Source organism: Thalassospira sp. CH_XMU1420-2, from assembly GCF_037029325.1.
GTDB lineage: Bacteria > Pseudomonadota > Alphaproteobacteria > Rhodospirillales > Thalassospiraceae > Thalassospira > Thalassospira povalilytica.
The window spans coordinates 748,596-765,798 of record NZ_JAYMEG010000002.1; the positions used below are offsets into that span (position 1 = coordinate 748,596).

Here is a 17,203-nt window from a genome sequence, read left to right on the forward strand (position 1 = left end):
GGATGATCGGCGTACTGGCCTCTTACGGCGCGGGCTTCTCTGGCGCAGAACCCTCTGCCCTCCCTGCACCCGCCATCCAAGCCCGTTTGGCCCCAGTTAGCCACTAACCGACAAGGCGGTCAGGAACTTTCACGCATCCGGGTTCTGAACTGGCGCGGTGTTTCCCCGGCCTGGGCGGAAAAGAACCGGGTGAAATAGGACGGGCTTGAAAATTCAAGCATATAGGCGATCTCGGAAATCGGCAGATCGGAAAAAACCAGCTTGCGCTTGGCAGCCAGCAACAGGCGGTCACTGATCATTTCCCCGGCTGTTTTGCCGGTAACCGTCTTGACCGTGCGGCTCAGATGGGTGGTGGTGACCGACAACATGCCGGCATAATCGGCCACCGAAAACTTGTCGGTTTCGTGCTGTTCAAGCAGGGTCTGGAACCGGTTTACCAGTTGCTGCTGGCGACCCGATGACTGATCATTGAAATCGGGGTTGGCCGACAATCCGCGATTAAGCGAAATCAGCAACAACATGAACAGGGATTCGAGTGCGACATTGCGCTCCTCGCCCAGTTTTTTATGTTCCTTTTCAACCTGCTGAACCAGTCCGAGTGTCTCGGTCAAAAGATCACGATGCAACGCCCCGACAACCAGTTGCGGCCGCCCGATCCAGTTCTGGCACCAGCTATTATGTTTGCCAATCCGCATCACATCAATGGTCGGAACCGTGATCACCCAGCCATTCATGCCAACTTGATAGTCAAAGGCATGACTGCAAAGTGCGGGCAACCACACAATGGCCGGCCCGACGATATCGCGTGACAGATAATCGATTTGCCCCTTCACCCGTCCGTCGCCAAACACAAACATCTGGGCCAGACCTTCGTGATAATGCGGCTCGACCGACCAGCCGTGAATATGGCTGCGCTCGACAATACGTTCGCAATTCAAAAAGCCGACATGATCGGACGGATCCCCCAAAACATAGCGTTCCCGATCAAGATGCGTCTGGGTCATCGGCCATCCAAATGTTGAAATATTGAAATTTTAAATCCGTTGCGTGGCTTGTTCAAAACCCCGTGTCGCGGAACAATCACCGCAACATGGCGCACGGAAGACTTTGCACTCTTTCGTCAGAAAAACAAGGAATACCAAGCTAAATCGGGAGAACATCCATGACAACCATTGCAATTGCGGGCGCTGGCATTGGCGGCCTGACGGCGGCACTTTATCTACATCGCAAGGGCTTCGATGTGAAAGTTTTCGAAGCGGTAAAGGAAATCAAACCGCTGGGGGTCGGCATCAATGTCATGCCCCATTCGTCGAAATTGCTGCATGATCTTGGCTTGGGTGACAAACTTGACTTCACCGGCATTCGCACCCGCTGCATCGAATATCGCACCAAATACGGTCATGTGATCCAGTCCGACCCGCGTTGCGTCGAAGCAGGATTCCCGGCCCCGCAATATTCAATCCATCGCGGTGCCTTGCAGTTTCTGTTGCTGTCCGAAGTCCATAACCGCGTCGGCCCCGGATCGGTTCAGACCGGCATCCCGGTGACCGGTTATCGTCAAAATGATGACGGGGTGACCGTCCTGTTTCAGGATGGATCGGAATTCGCCGCCGATTTCCTGATCGGCGCAGAAGGACTGCGCTCCCAAATTCGCCGGCAAATGCATCCCGACGAAGGCCCGCTGAAATATGAAGGCACCATGATGTTCCGGGGTGCTGTTGAAATGGACATGATCGGCGATGGCAAAACCATGGTGATTGCCGGGGATCACGATGTGAAATTCGTCACCTACCCGATCAGTGAAAAACTGCGCAAACAGGGCAAGGCACTGACAAACTGGGTGGCAGAACTGCGCCACAGCAGCCCGCGCCACATTGACGATGCAGACTGGACCCGCGGGGCAACGATTGATTACATCACGCCGTTTCGCGAATTCCAGATGGGGGACATGAATTGCGCCGCCATCATGGAAGCAACCGACATCGTCACCGAATTCCCGATGGTTGATCGCGACCCGCTGGATTTCTGGACCGATGGGCGGGTGACCCTTTTGGGGGATGCGGCCCATCCGATGTATCCGATCGGCGCCAACGGGGCCAGCCAGGCCATTCTTGATGCCCATATGCTAGCCGAATGTTTGGGGCAACAAAACAGTCCCGACGGGCTTCTCGCCTATGAAAACAACCGTCGTCCCGCCACGGCCAATGTCGTTCTCAGCAACCGTCAGGGCGGCCCCGAACGGGTTCTTGATATCGCGGCATCGCGTGTCACCGGCCCCGATGACCGGATCGAAGACCTGATCACGCCCGAAGAACTCGAACAGGTCGCAGCCGGGTATCGCAATGTCGCCGGTTTCCAGAAAAAGGCGGTGTGATCCATGTCGATTTTCAATGTCGGCTTTGACCGCCAAGGCACCGCCGTCCAGGTCCGTTTCCAAAAGGGCGGGCGTTCCGACCTTGGCCCCGAACTTGATGCGATCAAGGCAAAACGGCCACTGGTTCTGACCACCCCGGAACAGGTTGATCAGGGCGAAGCCCTTATTGACACGCTTGCCGGTCGTGCAGCCGGTCTTTATACCCGCGCCACCATGCACACGCCGGTTGATATCACCCGGGATGCGCTGGAAACGGTCAAGAAATCCAATGCAGATTGCGTGATTGCCATTGGTGGCGGATCGACGATCGGACTGGGCAAGGCGATTGCCTATCACACCGATCTGCCGCAAATCGTGTTGCCCACCACCTATGCCGGGTCCGAAGCAACCCCGGTTCTGGGGCAGACCGAAAACGGGGTCAAATCGACGCTGAAATCCGAACGCGTCCAGCCCGAAGCCATCCTTTATGATGCGGAACTTGTGCGCAGCCTGCCGGTTCCGATGTCGGTCACAAGCGGTCTGAACGCCATGGCGCATGCGGTCGAAGCCCTTTACGCCCGCGATGCCAATCGCCTTTCAAGTGAACTTGCACTTTCGGGTTTGCGGGCCTTTGTCAGCGGCCTTCCGGTGGTGGTGTCATCGCCTGATGATCTGGATGCCCGTGAAGACACCCTGTTCGGCGCCTGGACATGCGGGGCGGTGCTGGCCCAGGTTGGCATGGCCTTGCATCACAAACTTTGTCACACTCTTGGCGGTGCCCTGAACTTACCGCACGCGGCGACCCATGCGATCATACTTCCGCATGCCACCGCCTATAACGAAGCCGCTGCACCTGAAAAACTCGCCCCGCTTGCTGCCATTCTTGGCAGCGATACGGCTGGCGGCGGGCTTTTTGATTTTGCCGGAAAACTTGGCGCACCGACGGATTTGAAGTCCCTTGGCGTTGCCGAGCGTGATCTGGACCGGGTTACTGATCTGGCTGTGCAAAATCCCTACTGGAATCCTGTCGCAATCGAACGCCGGGCCATTCGGGCCCTGCTGCAAAATGCCTATGACGGGGTTCGTCCAGAAACGGGAGTCACATCATGACCGGTTTTTTCACTGAAGAAAACTCAGCCCAGACCGTCAATGCCCGGATGGGTGATGACATTGACCCGCGTCTGAAAACCATCATGACCGCACTGGTCAAACATTTGCACGCCTTCGTCAAGGAAGTCGAACTGACCGAAGACGAATGGAACAGCGCCATCGCGTTTCTGACCAAAACCGGTCAGATCTGTAGCACCGAACGACAGGAATACATTCTACTAAGCGACGTTCTCGGTGTCTCGATGCTGGTCGATGCGATCAATAACCGGCGCCCGGACGGTGCCACCGAAAACACTGTTTTCGGTCCCTTCCATGTCAAGGACGCGCCGGTCCGCCAGATGGGCGACAGCATCTCGCTTGATGGCAAAGGCGAGCCCTGCCTGTTTACCGGCCGGGTTCTTGATCTGGATGGCAATCCGGTCAAAGGGGCTAAAATTGATGTCTGGTCGGACAATGCCGATGGCTTTTACGACGTCCAGCAACCTGACAGTCAGCCCAAATGGAACAATCGCGGCATCTTCGTCACCGGTTCGGACGGCGCATACAGTTTCGTCGGTATCAAACCGGTCAGCTACCCTATCCCCGATGACGGCCCGGTCGGCAAGATGCTGACTGCCCTTGGACGCCATCCGTTTCGCCCGGCCCATACCCATTTTCTGGTTACCGCACCGGGATATCAGAAACTGGTGACCCACACCTTTGTCGGGGACGACCCGTATCTGGCATCCGACACGGTATTTGGCGTCAAGGAAACCCTTGTTGCCCCGTTTGAACCCAACCCGGATGGCACCCCGAAATGGGTATCGAAATTTGACTTCATTCTGGTGCCCGAAACCTGATCCGGATGGCGCACCTCATGAAACACCCGGCACAACAACCATCATAAAACGCTGCAACACCGAATTTGCGCAGCACAGGGAAGGAAATCGCAATGAATATCGACATGCTTATCGGGGGCACCCCGACCCAATCGATCAACAATGAAATGTTTGATCGCAAGAACCCCGTCACCGGCGAGGTCGTGACAACCGCACCCGCAGCCAAAAGTGGCGATGTCGACCTTGCAGTCGAGGCCGCGGCCGATGCGTTCAAGACCTGGTCGAAAACCGGCCCGTCGGAACGGCGCGCCATCCTGCTTAAGGTTGCCGAAGAATTTCAGGCCGCCGTTGCCGACTTCATGCAAATCGCCGCACAGGAAACCGGTGCGACCAAGGTCTGGCTTGGCTTCAATGTCAAAGTTGCATCGGGCATGATCCGCGAAGCTGCCGCCATGACCACCCAGCTCAAGGGTGAAGTCATTCCGACCGACAAGCCGGGATCGCTTGCCATGTCGGTGCGCCGCCCGGTTGGCGTACTGGTGGGCATGGCGCCCTGGAACGCGCCGATTATTCTGGCAGTGCGTGCGGTTGTCATGGCGATTGCCTGTGGCAATACCGTGGTGCTCAAGGCATCCGAACGCTGCCCGCATACCCACCGCCTGATTGCCGAAGTTTTCCAGCGCGGCGGCCTGCCCAAGGGGGTGCTTAATGTCATTACCCATTCCGCCGATGACGCGCCCGAGGTTGTCTCGGCCCTGATTGCCCATCCCGATGTCAAACGGATCAATTTCACCGGATCGACCCGGGTCGGGCGCATTATTGCCGAACAGGCCGGCAAGCATCTTAAACCCGTGTTGCTTGAACTGGGTGGCAAGGCGCCGCTGATTGTTCTTGAAGATGCCGATCTTGATGCCGCGGTTAATGCCGCCGCATTCGGGGCCTTCCTTAATCAGGGGCAAATCTGCATGTCGACCGAACGCATCATTGTCGATGACAGTATTGCGGATGAATTTGTCCGCCGCTTCGCCCAAAAGGCCAAAACCCTGACCTGCGGGGATGCCACCAAGCAGGATGTCATTCTGGGATCAGTCGTTGATCGCGACATCATCGATCGGGTGCGTCAACTGGTTGATGATGCGACGGGCAAGGGGGCTGTCATTGCATCGGGCGGCGTTCCTGATGACAGCACCATCATGCCGGCAACCATTGTCGACAAGGTCACACCGGATATGGACATCTACCGGGATGAAAGTTTTGGCCCGGTTGTCGCGGTGCTGCGTGCCCGCGATGCCGATCACGCCATCGAACTGGCCAATGACAATGCCTATGGTCTGTCGGCATCGGTGTTCGGATCGGATATCACCCGGGCGATGCGTGTTGCCGATGCCATTGAATCGGGTATCTGCCATATCAATGGCCCGACGGTTGCGGACGAAGCCCAGATGCCATTTGGCGGGGTCAAGGCATCGGGCTATGGCAAGTTCGGCAGTTTGCAGGGCATGGAACAGTTCACCGAACTGCGCTGGATCACCATCGAAGATCCCCATCAGCATTATCCGTTCTGACCTGACAGGGCCTTATCGCCATGCTTCTGATCGGGTCAGGCACGTCTTGATCTGACCTGATCGATCCAGTTTGCCGGTTGCCGATCGGATTGGGCAGCCGGCCCCTTTTCGCCACCTCATCGCAGCCAAGGATGCCAACGCATGCCATCTTCACTTAACGCCCGAAAATCCGGTGACTGGACAACCGTTCGCGAAGCAACCTTCGATTTCTTCCGCTCTGTCGGGGTCGATACGTTTTTTGGCAATCCGGGATCAACCGAACTGGCCATGCTCGATCGCTGGCCGGAGGATATTCGCTATGTGCTGGGCCTGCATGAAGCATCGGTTGTTGGCATGGCTGACGGCTATGCGCGTGCCACCGGCAAGGCGGCCTTTGTCAATGTCCATTCGGCCGCCGGTCTCGGGCATGCACTTGGCAATGTCTATACGGCCTATCGCAACCGGGCGCCGATGGTGATCATTGCCGGTCAGCAATCGCGTGAACTGCTTCCCAATCAGCCGTTTCTTGGTGCCAGCAATGCCGCCGATTTTCCAAAACCCTATGTGAAATACAGCATCGAACCCGCCCGGGCCGAAGATGTGCCCGCCGCCATTGCCCATGCCTACCGGATTGCGATGCAGCGCCCCTATGGTCCGACCTTTGTTTCGGTTCCTGCCGATGACTGGAACGTGCGGTGCAAACCGCTTGTCCCGCGCCAGATATCGTCGGTGACCGCCCCTGATCCGCGCATGATTTCCGATGCGGCCGATGCCATTTCATCTGCAAAATCGATTGCCTTTGTGGTTGGTGCTGAAGTTGACGAAGAAGGTGCGGGTGATGCGCTGGTCCGTCTGGTCGAACGTCTTCAGGCCCCGGTCTATGCCGCCCCCTTTGCCGCACGGGTTACATTCCCCGAACATCACGATCTGTTTGCCGGGTTCCTGCCCGCCGCCCCGGCCAAGGTTTCGGACACCCTGACCAAATATGATCTTGTGATTGCTGTCGGGGCACCGGTCTTTACCTATCATGTGCCCGGCCCGTCCGATCTGCTCGACAGTGACACCACGATCATTCATCTGACCACCGATCCCGATGCCGCATCTTCGGCCCCGCTTGGTACCAGCATCGTCGGAAGTCTTGCATTCGGGTTACCGATGCTGGCTGATCTGATTGATGCCCGCCCGGCACGCAGCGAACCTTTTGCCCGCCCGAAACCGGTTGTTCCGGATCGCGGCACGCATATTTCACCTGATTATTTCCTGCATCGCCTTGGTCAGGAAATGACCGACGATACGGTTCTGTTTGAAGAAACCCCATCCGTGCGCCCTGCCTTGCAGGATCATGTCCGTATTGCGACCTGGAACCGCTTCTTTACCATGGCCAGCGGCGGGCTTGGTTATGGCCTGCCCGGTGCGGTCGGCTTCGGGCTTGCCCAACCCGATCAAAAGGTCATTTGCCTGATCGGTGACGGATCATTCATGTATTCCCCACAGGCCCTTTGGACTGCGGTTCAGCATGATCAGGATCTTGCGGTGATTATCCTTAATAACGGGGGCTATGGCGCGATGCGATCCTTTAGCAAGGTTTTGCAGGTGCGCGACGTGCCGGGGATCGAACTTCGGGGACTTGATTTTGTCGAACTTGCACGCGGCATGGGGTGCCCCGCCGACCGCGTAACGTCATCTGATGAGTTTGATGCCCGGTTTGCGTCCTTCATGGCGCAAAGCGGTCCGCGGCTTCTTGAAGTTGTCATCGATCCGGAAATCCAGATTTTGTATTAGCCCCGCGTCGCAAAACCGCGCAAACCGTTCAACCATTGCCCATGTTCAAACCGCCGGTAATCCCATGCCCAATGCCAAACTTTATGTCGATCACAGCGTCTGGGCCGAAAATCAGGCCGAACTGCACGGATCATTGCCCGAATTTCGCGATATCCTGTGCCAGCGGCTGAATGTTGCCCCGAACGCCTGTCAATTGGCGCTGATCCCGGTTTACGGCCTTGCCGATCAGCCCGCCATCAATATCGAACTGCATATCATGCCCCATCCCGAGCGCACCCGGGATCTGCTTGAAACCCTTGGCGGGGATCTTCATGCCATGATCGGGGATCGGGCCGGTTGCCCGTGTGCTGTGCGCATCGCGACCCTTGATCGACAAACCTATGTTGCGTTGAAATAGCACCAACCCCGCCGCACCACACATCTGATAACCGCCTGCTGTCCCGGTGATGGCAGGCGGTAATTTCAGGAATCCCGGCCATTGCACGATCATCAAGGTTTCGCACAGTTTAACTATGAAAATGCGAAGCATTCCTATATGAAGAAGGGGCCACTTTTTCCTTGGAATCCCCTTGATGATCAAAGAATTCTTTTCCTATTACCTGCCCCATAAACGCCTGTTCATGCTTGATTTCGGCTGTGCTGTTCTGTCGGGCGTCCTTGCACTTGGATTTCCGGTCGCGGTTGCCGGGTTCGTCGATGTGTTGCTGCCCAAACAGGACTGGTTTCTGATTGTTCTTGCCGCAATCGGCTTGCTGATTGTCTATGTCATCAATACCGGTCTGATGGCGGTTGTGACCTATTGGGGGCATGTGCTGGGCATTACCATTGAAACGGAAATGCGCCGGCGTGCCTTTGATCATCTGCAAAAGCTGTCTTTCCGGTTCTATGACAACCAGAAAACCGGCCATCTGGTTGCCCGCGTGACCAAGGATCTCGAAGAAATCGGCGAAGTCGCCCATCACGGCCCCGAGGACCTGTTTGTCGCGGTAATGACCTTTGTCGGTGCGCTGATCCTGATGTTCATGGTGCATGTGCCACTTGCACTGATTGCCATGACCATTGCCCCGTTGATCATGTGGCTGGTGGTTCGGTTTGGCGGCGATATGACCCGCAACTGGCAAAGCCAGTTTGGCCGGGTCCGCGCCTTCAACGCCCGGATCGAGGAAAATGTCGGCGGTGTTCGCGTTGTGCGTGCCTTTGCCAACGAAGAACATGAACGCGCCCTGTTCCACAAGGACAACGAACAATACCGCACCGTCAAACTTCAGGCATATGCCATCATGGCGATCAGCCTTGCCATCAATTATCTAGGCATGCGCATTGTCCAGGTGGTGATCCTGTTGGCCGGGACCTATTACGTCGTGACCGGCGGGCTGAGCATCGGCGGTTTTGTCGGGTTCCTGCTGCTGGTTAATGTGTTTTATCAGCCGCTTGAAAAGATCGCAGCCGTTGTTGAAACCTATCCCAAGGGCATTGCCGGTTTCCGCAATTATCAGGAATTGATGGCGACCGAGCCCGACATTATCGACCGGCCAACCGCACGTGATGACATTGTTTTGCGGGGCAATCTGGTGTTTGAAAATGTCGATTTCGGCTATAGCCCCGATCGCACCATCCTCAACAATATCAATATCGCGATCGAAGCCGGCGAAACCGTGGCCTTTGTCGGCCCGTCCGGGGCGGGGAAAACCACCCTGTGTTCGCTGGTGCCGCGCTTTTACGATGTCACTGGTGGCCGCATCATGATCGATGGCTGCGATATCCGTGACATCACCATGAAATCCCTGCGTCAACAGATCGGCATCGTGCAACAGGATGTCTTCCTGTTTGCCGGAACCCTGCGCGAAAATATCGCCTATGGCCGTCTGACAGCCAGCGATGATGAAATCGTCGATGCGGCACGCCGGGCGCGACTGGATGATCTGATTGCGACCCTGCCCGACGGGATTGATACCGTTATTGGTGAACGCGGGGTCAAGCTTTCCGGCGGTCAGAAACAGCGCGTTGCGATTGCGCGAATTTTCCTTAAAAACCCGCCGATCCTGATCCTGGACGAAGCAACTTCGGCCCTTGATACCGAAACAGAACGCGCCATCCAGCAATCGCTTGATGAACTGGCACAGGGGCGCACGACCCTGGTCATTGCCCATCGCCTTGCCACCATCCGCAATGCCAATCGCATCGTTGTCATCACCCAAGACGGCATCGCCGAACAGGGTAGCCACGATGTCCTTCTGGCCAAAGACGGGGCCTATCGCCGCCTGCATGATGCACAGTCCCTGACGACCGGCGGCGACAACACCCTTAAACGGGCATAAAACCCGAAAAGACCGATCCGATCAGGCCGCTTCATCATCCCGAAGCGGCCTGATGACCTGCACCAGCGGTCGTCCGTCGCAATCAAGGGTCACACGTGTTTCCACCCGGTAAACCCGTGCCAGGTTCGCAGGCGTCAGGACATGTTGCGGACCGCCAGATGCAATGATCTTTCCGCCATGCAACAGCACGATCTGGTCGCAATAGCGCGCCGCAAGATCAAGATCATGCAACGCCGCAACAACCACGCCGCCCCGATCCGAAAGCCGTTCACGCACCAGATCAAGCACCACCATCCGCCAGTGCAGATCAAGTGCCGATGTCGGTTCATCAAGCAACAAGACATCCGGATCGCGCATCAGCGCAAGCGCCAATCCAACCAGCTGCCGCTTGCCGCCGGACAAGGTATGCAAAGGCGACAACGCAAATTCCGAAAGTCCGAGCCGGGCAAAAATGCCTTCGATCTGATCGGCCAGTTCGCGGTCCGAAACATCAAGATCAAGCGCGCGTGCCGTGCTCCACATCAGTTCGGTTGGCAAAAGCGCCGACGGGTTCGGCGGCGATTGCGGCATGCTTGCCAACCGGTGATGCCATCCGTCATGGCCCATCTCGGCACGGGTTCGCCCATCAATCGTAATGTGCCCGGTCGTGCTTTTTTCCCCGGAAAGACAGCGCATCAGGGTCGATTTGCCCGACGCGTTCGGCCCCAAAAGACCAAGAACCTCGTTATCATTCAGGGTCGGAAGATCAACCCGGTCAAGAACCGTGACCTGACCATATTTTGCCGTGATACCGGTTGCGCCAAATACCGTCATGCCCGATGCCTCCGCCCGGATAAAAGACCAAGAAACACCGGAACTCCGACAACTGCTGTCAGAATACCGACCGGAATGATCACACCGGGGATCAGCGCCTTTGACAGGAATGACGCACATGACAGGATCAAGGCCCCGCACAATGCCGAACCGGGTACCAGCATTCGGTGATCTTCGCCCAGCAACAGCCGCGCAATATGGGGCCCGACCAAGCCGATAAAACCGATTGCGCCGACAAAACAAACCGCGAATGCCGCAAGTACCGACACCCGCAAAATCACCCACATGCGCAATCGACCGACATTGATCCCCATGCTGCGTGCGTGGGCCTCACCACCGCGCAACAATGTCATCACCCAGACATGGCGCAATGAAAATGGCAGGACACACACAAAACACGCACTGACAAGCCCGACCTCAATCCAGCCCGCCCGCGTAAGGTTGCCGATGGTCCAGAAAACGATCTGTGCAATCGCTTCTGCACTGGCCAGATATTGCAAACCCGCGGTCAGCGCATTGCACAGAAACACCAGCGCAATCCCGAACAGAACCACCGTTTCGCGTGCCCCGTTCGCCCATCGCACAATCATCAGGATCAAGGCCCCCGATCCAAGCGCAAAGACCATCGCCATCACCGGAAGAACCGCCGTCTCGCCAACCAATGGCACGACCGGAACCACAACAATCGCAAGACTTGCGCCCAATACCGCAGCAGATGACACGCCAAGCGTGAACGGACTGGCCAGCGGGTTATCGAGAATGGTCTGGGTTTCAATCCCCGCCAGTCCAAGGGCCGCCCCGACCGCAAGCGCAATCAACGCATCGGGCAGGCGCACATCCCACAAAATGATGCGCGGCCTCAGATCAAGCTGATCGGGCCAGAAAAGCCCGGTCACGATATCGCCAAAGCCAAGCCCCGCCGGGCCCGCCCAAAGATCAAGCGCAAGCATGGCAACAAGCCCGATTGCAAGCCCCGTTACCGTCAGAACCCGCCGTTGCTGGATGGTTCCGAAACGCTGATAAAGCGACGTTTCCCCGACACTCATTTCTGATGATCAACCGTTGCGCTGTAAACGCCGTTCAATTCGAATGGTAGCCACTTCTCATAGATTTCGGTCAAGGTATCGACCGGATCGATATCGGCAAAAAGATCGGGATGGATCCATTTGGCAAAGGCTTCGAGTGCGACGATATTGAACGGAGAATTATAGAAATTGTGCCATATGCTGTGTGCCCGGCCGTTTCGAACCGCATCAAGGGCGGCAAATTCCGGTGCGGACAAATAGCGCGTCAAACTTTCAGACGCCGTTTCGCGCGTCATGCCCGGGCCAAGTGCGACCGGTTCTGCGCCGGCAATGAATTCCTCATAGATGCCCGACGCCGTCCCGATCCACACATCGGGGTTTTCAACCAGAAGAAACTCGGCTGTATGTTGTGCTGTGGGTCCGGGGGCAACCGCATCGGCAATATTAAGCCCGCCTGCAATCCCGACAAACGGACCAAGCATCCCGTCAGCCATCCCCCAGCAGCATTCATACCGCCCCGGATGGGCTTGCAAAAATACGGTCGGCCGGGTTTTGGCCGTCGCAACACGCTGTTTGATCAGGTCAAAGCGTTGCTGATAGAATGCGCTATATTCCGCGGCCCGCTTTTCCGCGCCCAAAAGCTGCCCCAGCAATTTGACCGACGGCAACGTGTTATGCAGCGGGTCGGCCCGAAAATCGATGAAAACGATCTTCGTTCCCGCTGCGGTCAGCTGGTCAATCAGTTCGGCATTCTTTGCACCGGGCCCATGATCATTCAGGCCGAAAATCGCAAGTTCCGGGGCAAGATCAATGATCTTTTCCACCGAAATGCTGTCTTCGTTGCGCCCCCCGAACAGCGGAATGTCAGCAGCCCGCGGAAAGCGTTCATAAAGCTGGGTTTCAAGTCCGGGATGGGTCCAGCTCAGCGGTGTCATCATGCCGACAATCCCGGCAACCGGATCATCGGGGCGCAACAATGCCAGCAACGGAATATAGCGTCCCTCGCTGATTACCAGGCGCGTGACCGGCAATTCGATACTGACCTCGCGCCCGGCAAGATCGGTGACCTCGATCGTTTCGGCGCGCGCAGTCGTCATCGCCACGATCAAGAAGAACAGAACAGATAAGGATTTCAGAACAACTGTCATGATCCACCCTTGAAATAGCAAAATCCGGGGCAGCAAACGCTGCCCCGGCAAGACCGGTTATCTTTTGGCAAGATCAGAACTGTGCTTTTGCCATCAGCAGGAACGAACGACCCGGCTCATAAAGCGGGACCACATTGGTGAAGTCCTGCCCATAGCTTCCGCGATCGGCATATTCTTCATCAAAAATGTTGTTGGCTTCGATCCGGAATGTCAGGTAATCGGCCGCTTCGGGCTTGTATTCGGCATAAAGCCCGACAACCTCATAGGCTTCCTGGGCTGTGCCACCGGCATCGGCGGTATCGGTGTTTTTCAACGCCGCATCAATCGTGCCCCCGATGGTCAGGTTAATGCCTTCGATCACATGGGCTGCTTCAAGGGCAATGACCCGACCCAGCGGCGCACCAAGATACTGTGTGCCATCTGAATCCGCCGGGCTGCCATTCAGGGTGATTTCACTGTCGGTATAGGTTACCCGCGCAAAGCCCGGACCCCAGTTATATCCGGCACCAAGGTTATAGCCCCGGGTTTCGAAATCAACGACGACCGACGGTCCGGTGCTCCAGCCCGGATCACGCGCATTGTCAAATGTGCTACGGAAAATGCCGGCATTGAACGAAAACCCTTCGTGCTGAACTTCAAATCCGGTGGTGTAGTTTTCCGCACGTACCGGTTTGACGCCCTTGCTGTAATCCCAGGCCGGGTTCATCACATAGTTTTCCGCCAGTGCAATACCGCCCCAGACATTGGAATAACCGGCATTGATGGTCAGGAACTCGGTGACATCAACCGCGGCGGCGACATTGCCGCTCAGCCCTTCATTTTCAATTTCGGTGCCGTCAAGACCGACAAATTTCTGGCTGTCGCCGCGCAAGCCAAAGGACAGACGCAACGGATCAAGCGGCTGAAGACGTGCCTGGGCATATCCGCCGAAATTGGTTGCCTCTTCCTCGCGGTCTGACGTCGGGCCGTCATATTCGGCCGTGTCGTGATAGAAATCGACACCGGCCGTAATCGTATCGCGTTCCGACAGGTTGAAATCATTTTCAAACTTGCCGGAAAAACTGCCGGTGGTTCCACGACCCTGTTCGGTCAGCGGCGCGTAAAGATAGGTCTCGCTATAGGCAAGAACCGCCTTGGGATCCCAAAGACCATCTGCACCGTTTTGCCCGTAATTGAAGGTAAAGTTGCGCCGGCGCATATCATAGCCAAGCTCGTCTGGCTGATTGCGGTTGGTCAGATCCGTCATGTTCGCACGGTACGGACGACGTGCACGGTCACGTACCTGTTCGCCGGAAAATTCAAACCGGTGACCGCTTTGTGCTTCATAGGCCGACTTGATCAGCCCGGACCGCATATCGGCTTCTGTACCGGGAACCTGATCGCCGTTACCTGCTTCGTAATCATCGCCCTTGGCCCATTTGAAATAGCCAAGAAGCTCAAAACCACCGGCACGGCCATAGGACGCCAGATCGTTGGTAAAGGTTTCACCATTGGTGTCGTAGCTGGCCTTTGCAAACCCGCCAAGCGAACGGCCCGGTTCCAGTACATCGGCAACATCGACGGTCTCATAGACAATCGCACCGCCAAGTGCCGCCGGTCCGGCATCTGCCGGGGCAACGCCGGGATCAACACGTGCGGCCTTAAGAAGACTTGGGTCAATCAGGTTGGTACCGCTGTGGTGGAAAACCTTGTTGTTCTGACGCGCACCGTCAATGCTGATGGCAAGATTGGTTTCCTCGATCGCGTTGACATAAAGTTTCTGGTTCAACGGCACCGATCCACCAACCGACACGGCGGACTGCCCGGCAAACACGTCCTTGACGTCTTGGGGATTGCGGCGTTCAAAATCCTCGGGCGTGACATAGATCGATTGCGCCCGGTCTGCCGCACCAATGTGATCATCGGTATGGGTATTTGCCTCAACCAGGATCGGGCTGAGCGACGTCGCACCATCCGCATCACCTTGTGCGGTACTGACGATGGTGATCGCCCCGTTCGACCCGATCCGATAGGAAAGCCCGGTTCCGGCCAGAAGACGCTGCAACGCATCTTCGGTACGCAGATCCCCCGAAACACCCGGCGTTTGCACACCACGTACCAGATCACCATTTGCAGAAACCTGAACACCGGCCTGCTGGCCGAACAGTGCCAGCGCATCGGCAAGCAATTGACGTTCGATGTCAAAGCTGCGAACGGCGTCGGCCTGTGCAATTTCCTGGTTTGAAATTTCCTGATTTTTCTCCGTCGCTGGCAGGCCGGATGCTTTTGCCTCTGTGGCCATCCCCTGAAGTGCCAGCATTGACAGCGCGGTCGTCACCGCAAGGCGATTTCGCCAGTTCCCCTTAACGACCGACAACTGAACCCCCATCATCAATATTCTCCGCTTGGTATGTTTTACATTCCGGTGAAATGCAAATGCGACTTAAATTCACCATCTAACCAAGCAACGATGCGGGCGTTCTCGATTTTCAAATTTATTTTCGTCTTTTTACGAAAAAAACGCGCAAGCCCCTGTTTTATCGGCGGGAAATCACCATCAGCCACGGCGAAATTTCGCGAATTTCAGCCCCCTGGGCATCGGCCATGACCTGCAGGGCGGCCTTCGGATTTTGCAGATCATAAATTCCGGTCAGCGGCTTTTGCGCCAAATCGGCATCCGAAATCACCACCCACCCATCATAGTAGCGGTCAACCGTTTCAACCATTTCGGCAAAGGCGCGATCCTTGGCGATCAACTGACCGTTTCGCCATGCCCCGACCAGTGCCGGCGACAGCGATTGCCGCGTGACATCTCCATCGGGACCAATATGGGCAACATCCCCGGCCAGCAATTCAGCCCCGTCCCCCAGCGCGTCGCCATCAACGCGCACACGCCCATGTTCGACGGCAACATCAACACCATAATCGCTGCTGCGCACATTGAACGCGGTTCCCAGAACCGTGGTCCTAATACCTTGTGCCTGCACCGTAAACGGGCGTTCCGTCATCGGGACAACCTCAAAGAACGCCTCCCCGTCAAGCAAGGTCACCTGACGATCAGTTGAAAAATCAAATGCCACCGCACTTTCCGGCCCAAGATGCAGTCTTGATCCATCGGGCAGGGTATAAATCCCGGTTTCGTGGGTTGCGGTCGCATAATCCGCTTCAAACTGTGTCAGCCAGCCGGGCATCAGCACCACCAGCAAACAGGCCGCCAATGCCGCAACCGACATGCCGATGAAAGTGCGCGACCGCGCAAATGACCGCCGTGTGCGCTCCGGTGATGCCGGGCTGATCCGGGCCACCCTATCCCCGGTGCCGACACCGGCGTGATCTGCCGGGCGCAACTGACGCGCGGGTGAAATTCTGTCTTGTTGCGGGGTTTTGTCCTGCTGATGCAGTTCCCATTCCGCGCTATGGACCGGTACTGTCATTTCAAGCATCTGCCAGACGCGCAGGGTCTCATCCCAGTCGGCACGGTTTTGCGCACTGGCTTTTAGCCATTCATCATGTTCACGGCGCAAGGTCGCGTTGTCCGGATCCTCGGACAGGCGGGCTATCCATTCACTTGCAGAACCGGGATGGGTCAATTCCGTCATGGCGTTGTGTCTCTCCATGTGTCAACAGGACACAAGGCACCTTTTTGGTGCTGTTTGCGGGTATCTTTCATGTCCTGGCACATTTTTATTTCTCTCCTGTCCAATAAACGAATGGCACCTGTCGGATTTTCAAATTTTCCGACAGATTTTCCTCGTCTATCTCCCTTTTGCCAGAAACAGTTTGCAGTGTTCGATCGCATCAACAACAAGCGAATGCGCAGTTCCGATAGAAACATCAAGGCGTTGGGCGATTTCCGCATATTTGCATCCGCCAAACCGATGCATCTCAAGTGCAATGCGCGATTTTTCCGGCAACTCGGCCAATGCCTTTTCCAGAAGACGCAATTCACCGCGTGCAATTGCCTTTTCTTCGGGATCGGGGGTGTCTTCGGCGACCATTTCCGCTGATGCTGTGCCATCCCCGTGGATCAGGGCATTTTCCCGACCAATCCGGCGACGGCCATCAATGGCAAGATTGCGGACAATGCGGAAAATATAACCAACCGGTTCGTCCAGCTTGGCGTCGAGTTTGACCTGCTGGGCGCGTTCGAGCCGAAAATAGGCATCCTGCACGATGTCTTCGGCCAAGGCCTGATCACCGACAATTGCGCGCGCATACTTCACCAGTTCATGCCGACGGGCAATGAACACGGTCAGAAGTTCGTTATCGCACAGGGTCGCAACCATTCCACAAACCAGTCAAACATCGCGATC

14 protein-coding genes are annotated in these 17,203 nt (G+C 56.5%); 7 read left to right on the forward strand and 7 right to left on the reverse strand.

From position 1 onward, the window contains the following. Window positions 1–119: 119 nt before the first annotated feature. Window positions 120–1,004 (reverse strand): AraC family transcriptional regulator, encoded by an 885-nt coding sequence (locus WA429_RS08140; protein WP_068518399.1) that lies wholly within the window; start codon window positions 1,002–1,004, stop codon window positions 120–122. Between the two features lie 158 nt (window positions 1,005–1,162). Between WA429_RS08140 and WA429_RS08145 the strand changes: the two genes are divergently transcribed. The 7 genes from WA429_RS08145 (at window position 1,163) to WA429_RS08175 (ending at window position 9,925) form a co-directional block, all read left to right on the forward strand. Beyond that, the gene (locus WA429_RS08145; RefSeq protein WP_287465422.1) at window positions 1,163–2,374 is read left to right on the forward strand and encodes an FAD-dependent monooxygenase; all 1,212 of its coding nucleotides are present in this window, start codon (window positions 1,163–1,165) and stop codon (window positions 2,372–2,374) included. Window positions 2,375–2,377: 3 nt separating this feature from the next. Further along, window positions 2,378–3,463: a maleylacetate reductase gene (locus tag WA429_RS08150; protein WP_287465421.1), complete on the forward strand. Its 1,086-nt coding sequence runs from the start codon at window positions 2,378–2,380 to the stop codon at window positions 3,461–3,463. Next, a complete protein-coding gene (locus tag WA429_RS08155; RefSeq protein WP_287465419.1) occupies window positions 3,460–4,302 on the forward strand; it encodes an intradiol ring-cleavage dioxygenase in 843 nt (280 codons plus the stop codon). The genes WA429_RS08150 and WA429_RS08155 overlap by 4 nt, the downstream gene beginning before the upstream one ends. A 92-nt stretch (window positions 4,303–4,394) precedes the next feature. After that, entirely contained in the window at window positions 4,395–5,846 is a 1,452-nt protein-coding gene (locus tag WA429_RS08160; RefSeq protein WP_287465417.1) for an aldehyde dehydrogenase, read from the forward strand. Window positions 5,847–5,987: 141 nt separating this feature from the next. After that, window positions 5,988–7,607, forward strand: a complete 1,620-nt coding sequence (gene mdlC, locus WA429_RS08165; protein ID WP_206928183.1) for a benzoylformate decarboxylase — start codon at window positions 5,988–5,990, stop codon at window positions 7,605–7,607. Window positions 7,608–7,671: 64 nt separating this feature from the next. After that, on the forward strand, window positions 7,672–8,004 hold the full coding sequence (locus WA429_RS08170; RefSeq protein WP_287465416.1) for a hypothetical protein: 333 nt from the start codon (window positions 7,672–7,674) through the stop codon (window positions 8,002–8,004). A gap of 175 nt (window positions 8,005–8,179) precedes the next feature. Further along, entirely contained in the window at window positions 8,180–9,925 is a 1,746-nt protein-coding gene (locus tag WA429_RS08175; RefSeq protein WP_287465415.1) for an ABC transporter ATP-binding protein, read from the forward strand. Window positions 9,926–9,946: 21 nt separating this feature from the next. Here the strand turns inward: WA429_RS08175 and WA429_RS08180 are convergent, their stop codons facing one another. From WA429_RS08180 to WA429_RS08205, 6 genes are all read right to left on the reverse strand, one after another. Further along, the gene (locus tag WA429_RS08180) at window positions 9,947–10,738 is read right to left on the reverse strand and encodes an ABC transporter ATP-binding protein (protein ID WP_287465414.1); all 792 of its coding nucleotides are present in this window, start codon (window positions 10,736–10,738) and stop codon (window positions 9,947–9,949) included. After that, complete coding sequence (locus WA429_RS08185; RefSeq protein WP_250280395.1) at window positions 10,735–11,784, reverse strand: FecCD family ABC transporter permease; 1,050 nt, start codon at window positions 11,782–11,784, stop codon at window positions 10,735–10,737. The genes WA429_RS08180 and WA429_RS08185 overlap by 4 nt, the downstream gene beginning before the upstream one ends. Further along, on the reverse strand, window positions 11,781–12,911 hold the full coding sequence (locus WA429_RS08190; RefSeq protein WP_287465411.1) for an ABC transporter substrate-binding protein: 1,131 nt from the start codon (window positions 12,909–12,911) through the stop codon (window positions 11,781–11,783). The genes WA429_RS08185 and WA429_RS08190 overlap by 4 nt, the downstream gene beginning before the upstream one ends. Before the next feature lie 73 nt (window positions 12,912–12,984). Continuing rightward, window positions 12,985–15,282: a TonB-dependent receptor gene (locus WA429_RS08195; RefSeq protein ID WP_287465410.1), complete on the reverse strand. Its 2,298-nt coding sequence runs from the start codon at window positions 15,280–15,282 to the stop codon at window positions 12,985–12,987. Between the two features lie 145 nt (window positions 15,283–15,427). Further along, window positions 15,428–16,489 (reverse strand): FecR family protein, encoded by a 1,062-nt coding sequence (locus WA429_RS08200; RefSeq protein ID WP_287465408.1) that lies wholly within the window; start codon window positions 16,487–16,489, stop codon window positions 15,428–15,430. 156 nt (window positions 16,490–16,645) lie between these two features. Beyond that, window positions 16,646–17,176 (reverse strand): sigma-70 family RNA polymerase sigma factor, encoded by a 531-nt coding sequence (locus tag WA429_RS08205; protein ID WP_068518387.1) that lies wholly within the window; start codon window positions 17,174–17,176, stop codon window positions 16,646–16,648. Window positions 17,177–17,203: the final 27 nt, after the last annotated feature.

Excerpts from the sequence above, each read along its gene's own strand:
- WA429_RS08155 (WP_287465419.1), top strand. The coding sequence starts at position 3,460 with ATGACCGGTTTTTTCACTGAAGAAAACTCAGCCCAGACCGTCAATGCC.
- WA429_RS08185 (WP_250280395.1), bottom strand. The coding sequence starts at position 11,784 with ATGAGTGTCGGGGAAACGTCGCTTTATCAGCGTTTCGGAACCATCCAG.
- WA429_RS08145 (WP_287465422.1), top strand. The coding sequence starts at position 1,163 with ATGACAACCATTGCAATTGCGGGCGCTGGCATTGGCGGCCTGACGGCG.
- WA429_RS08170 (WP_287465416.1), top strand. The coding sequence starts at position 7,672 with ATGCCCAATGCCAAACTTTATGTCGATCACAGCGTCTGGGCCGAAAAT.
- mdlC (WP_206928183.1), top strand. The coding sequence starts at position 5,988 with ATGCCATCTTCACTTAACGCCCGAAAATCCGGTGACTGGACAACCGTT.
- WA429_RS08140 (WP_068518399.1), bottom strand. The coding sequence starts at position 1,004 with ATGACCCAGACGCATCTTGATCGGGAACGCTATGTTTTGGGGGATCCG.
- WA429_RS08205 (WP_068518387.1), bottom strand. The coding sequence starts at position 17,176 with ATGGTTGCGACCCTGTGCGATAACGAACTTCTGACCGTGTTCATTGCC.
- WA429_RS08180 (WP_287465414.1), bottom strand. The coding sequence starts at position 10,738 with ATGACGGTATTTGGCGCAACCGGTATCACGGCAAAATATGGTCAGGTC.
- WA429_RS08200 (WP_287465408.1), bottom strand. The coding sequence starts at position 16,489 with ATGACGGAATTGACCCATCCCGGTTCTGCAAGTGAATGGATAGCCCGC.
- WA429_RS08190 (WP_287465411.1), bottom strand. The coding sequence starts at position 12,911 with ATGACAGTTGTTCTGAAATCCTTATCTGTTCTGTTCTTCTTGATCGTG.
- WA429_RS08160 (WP_287465417.1), top strand. The coding sequence starts at position 4,395 with ATGAATATCGACATGCTTATCGGGGGCACCCCGACCCAATCGATCAAC.
- WA429_RS08175 (WP_287465415.1), top strand. The coding sequence starts at position 8,180 with ATGATCAAAGAATTCTTTTCCTATTACCTGCCCCATAAACGCCTGTTC.
- WA429_RS08150 (WP_287465421.1), top strand. The coding sequence starts at position 2,378 with ATGTCGATTTTCAATGTCGGCTTTGACCGCCAAGGCACCGCCGTCCAG.
- WA429_RS08195 (WP_287465410.1), bottom strand. The coding sequence starts at position 15,282 with ATGATGGGGGTTCAGTTGTCGGTCGTTAAGGGGAACTGGCGAAATCGC.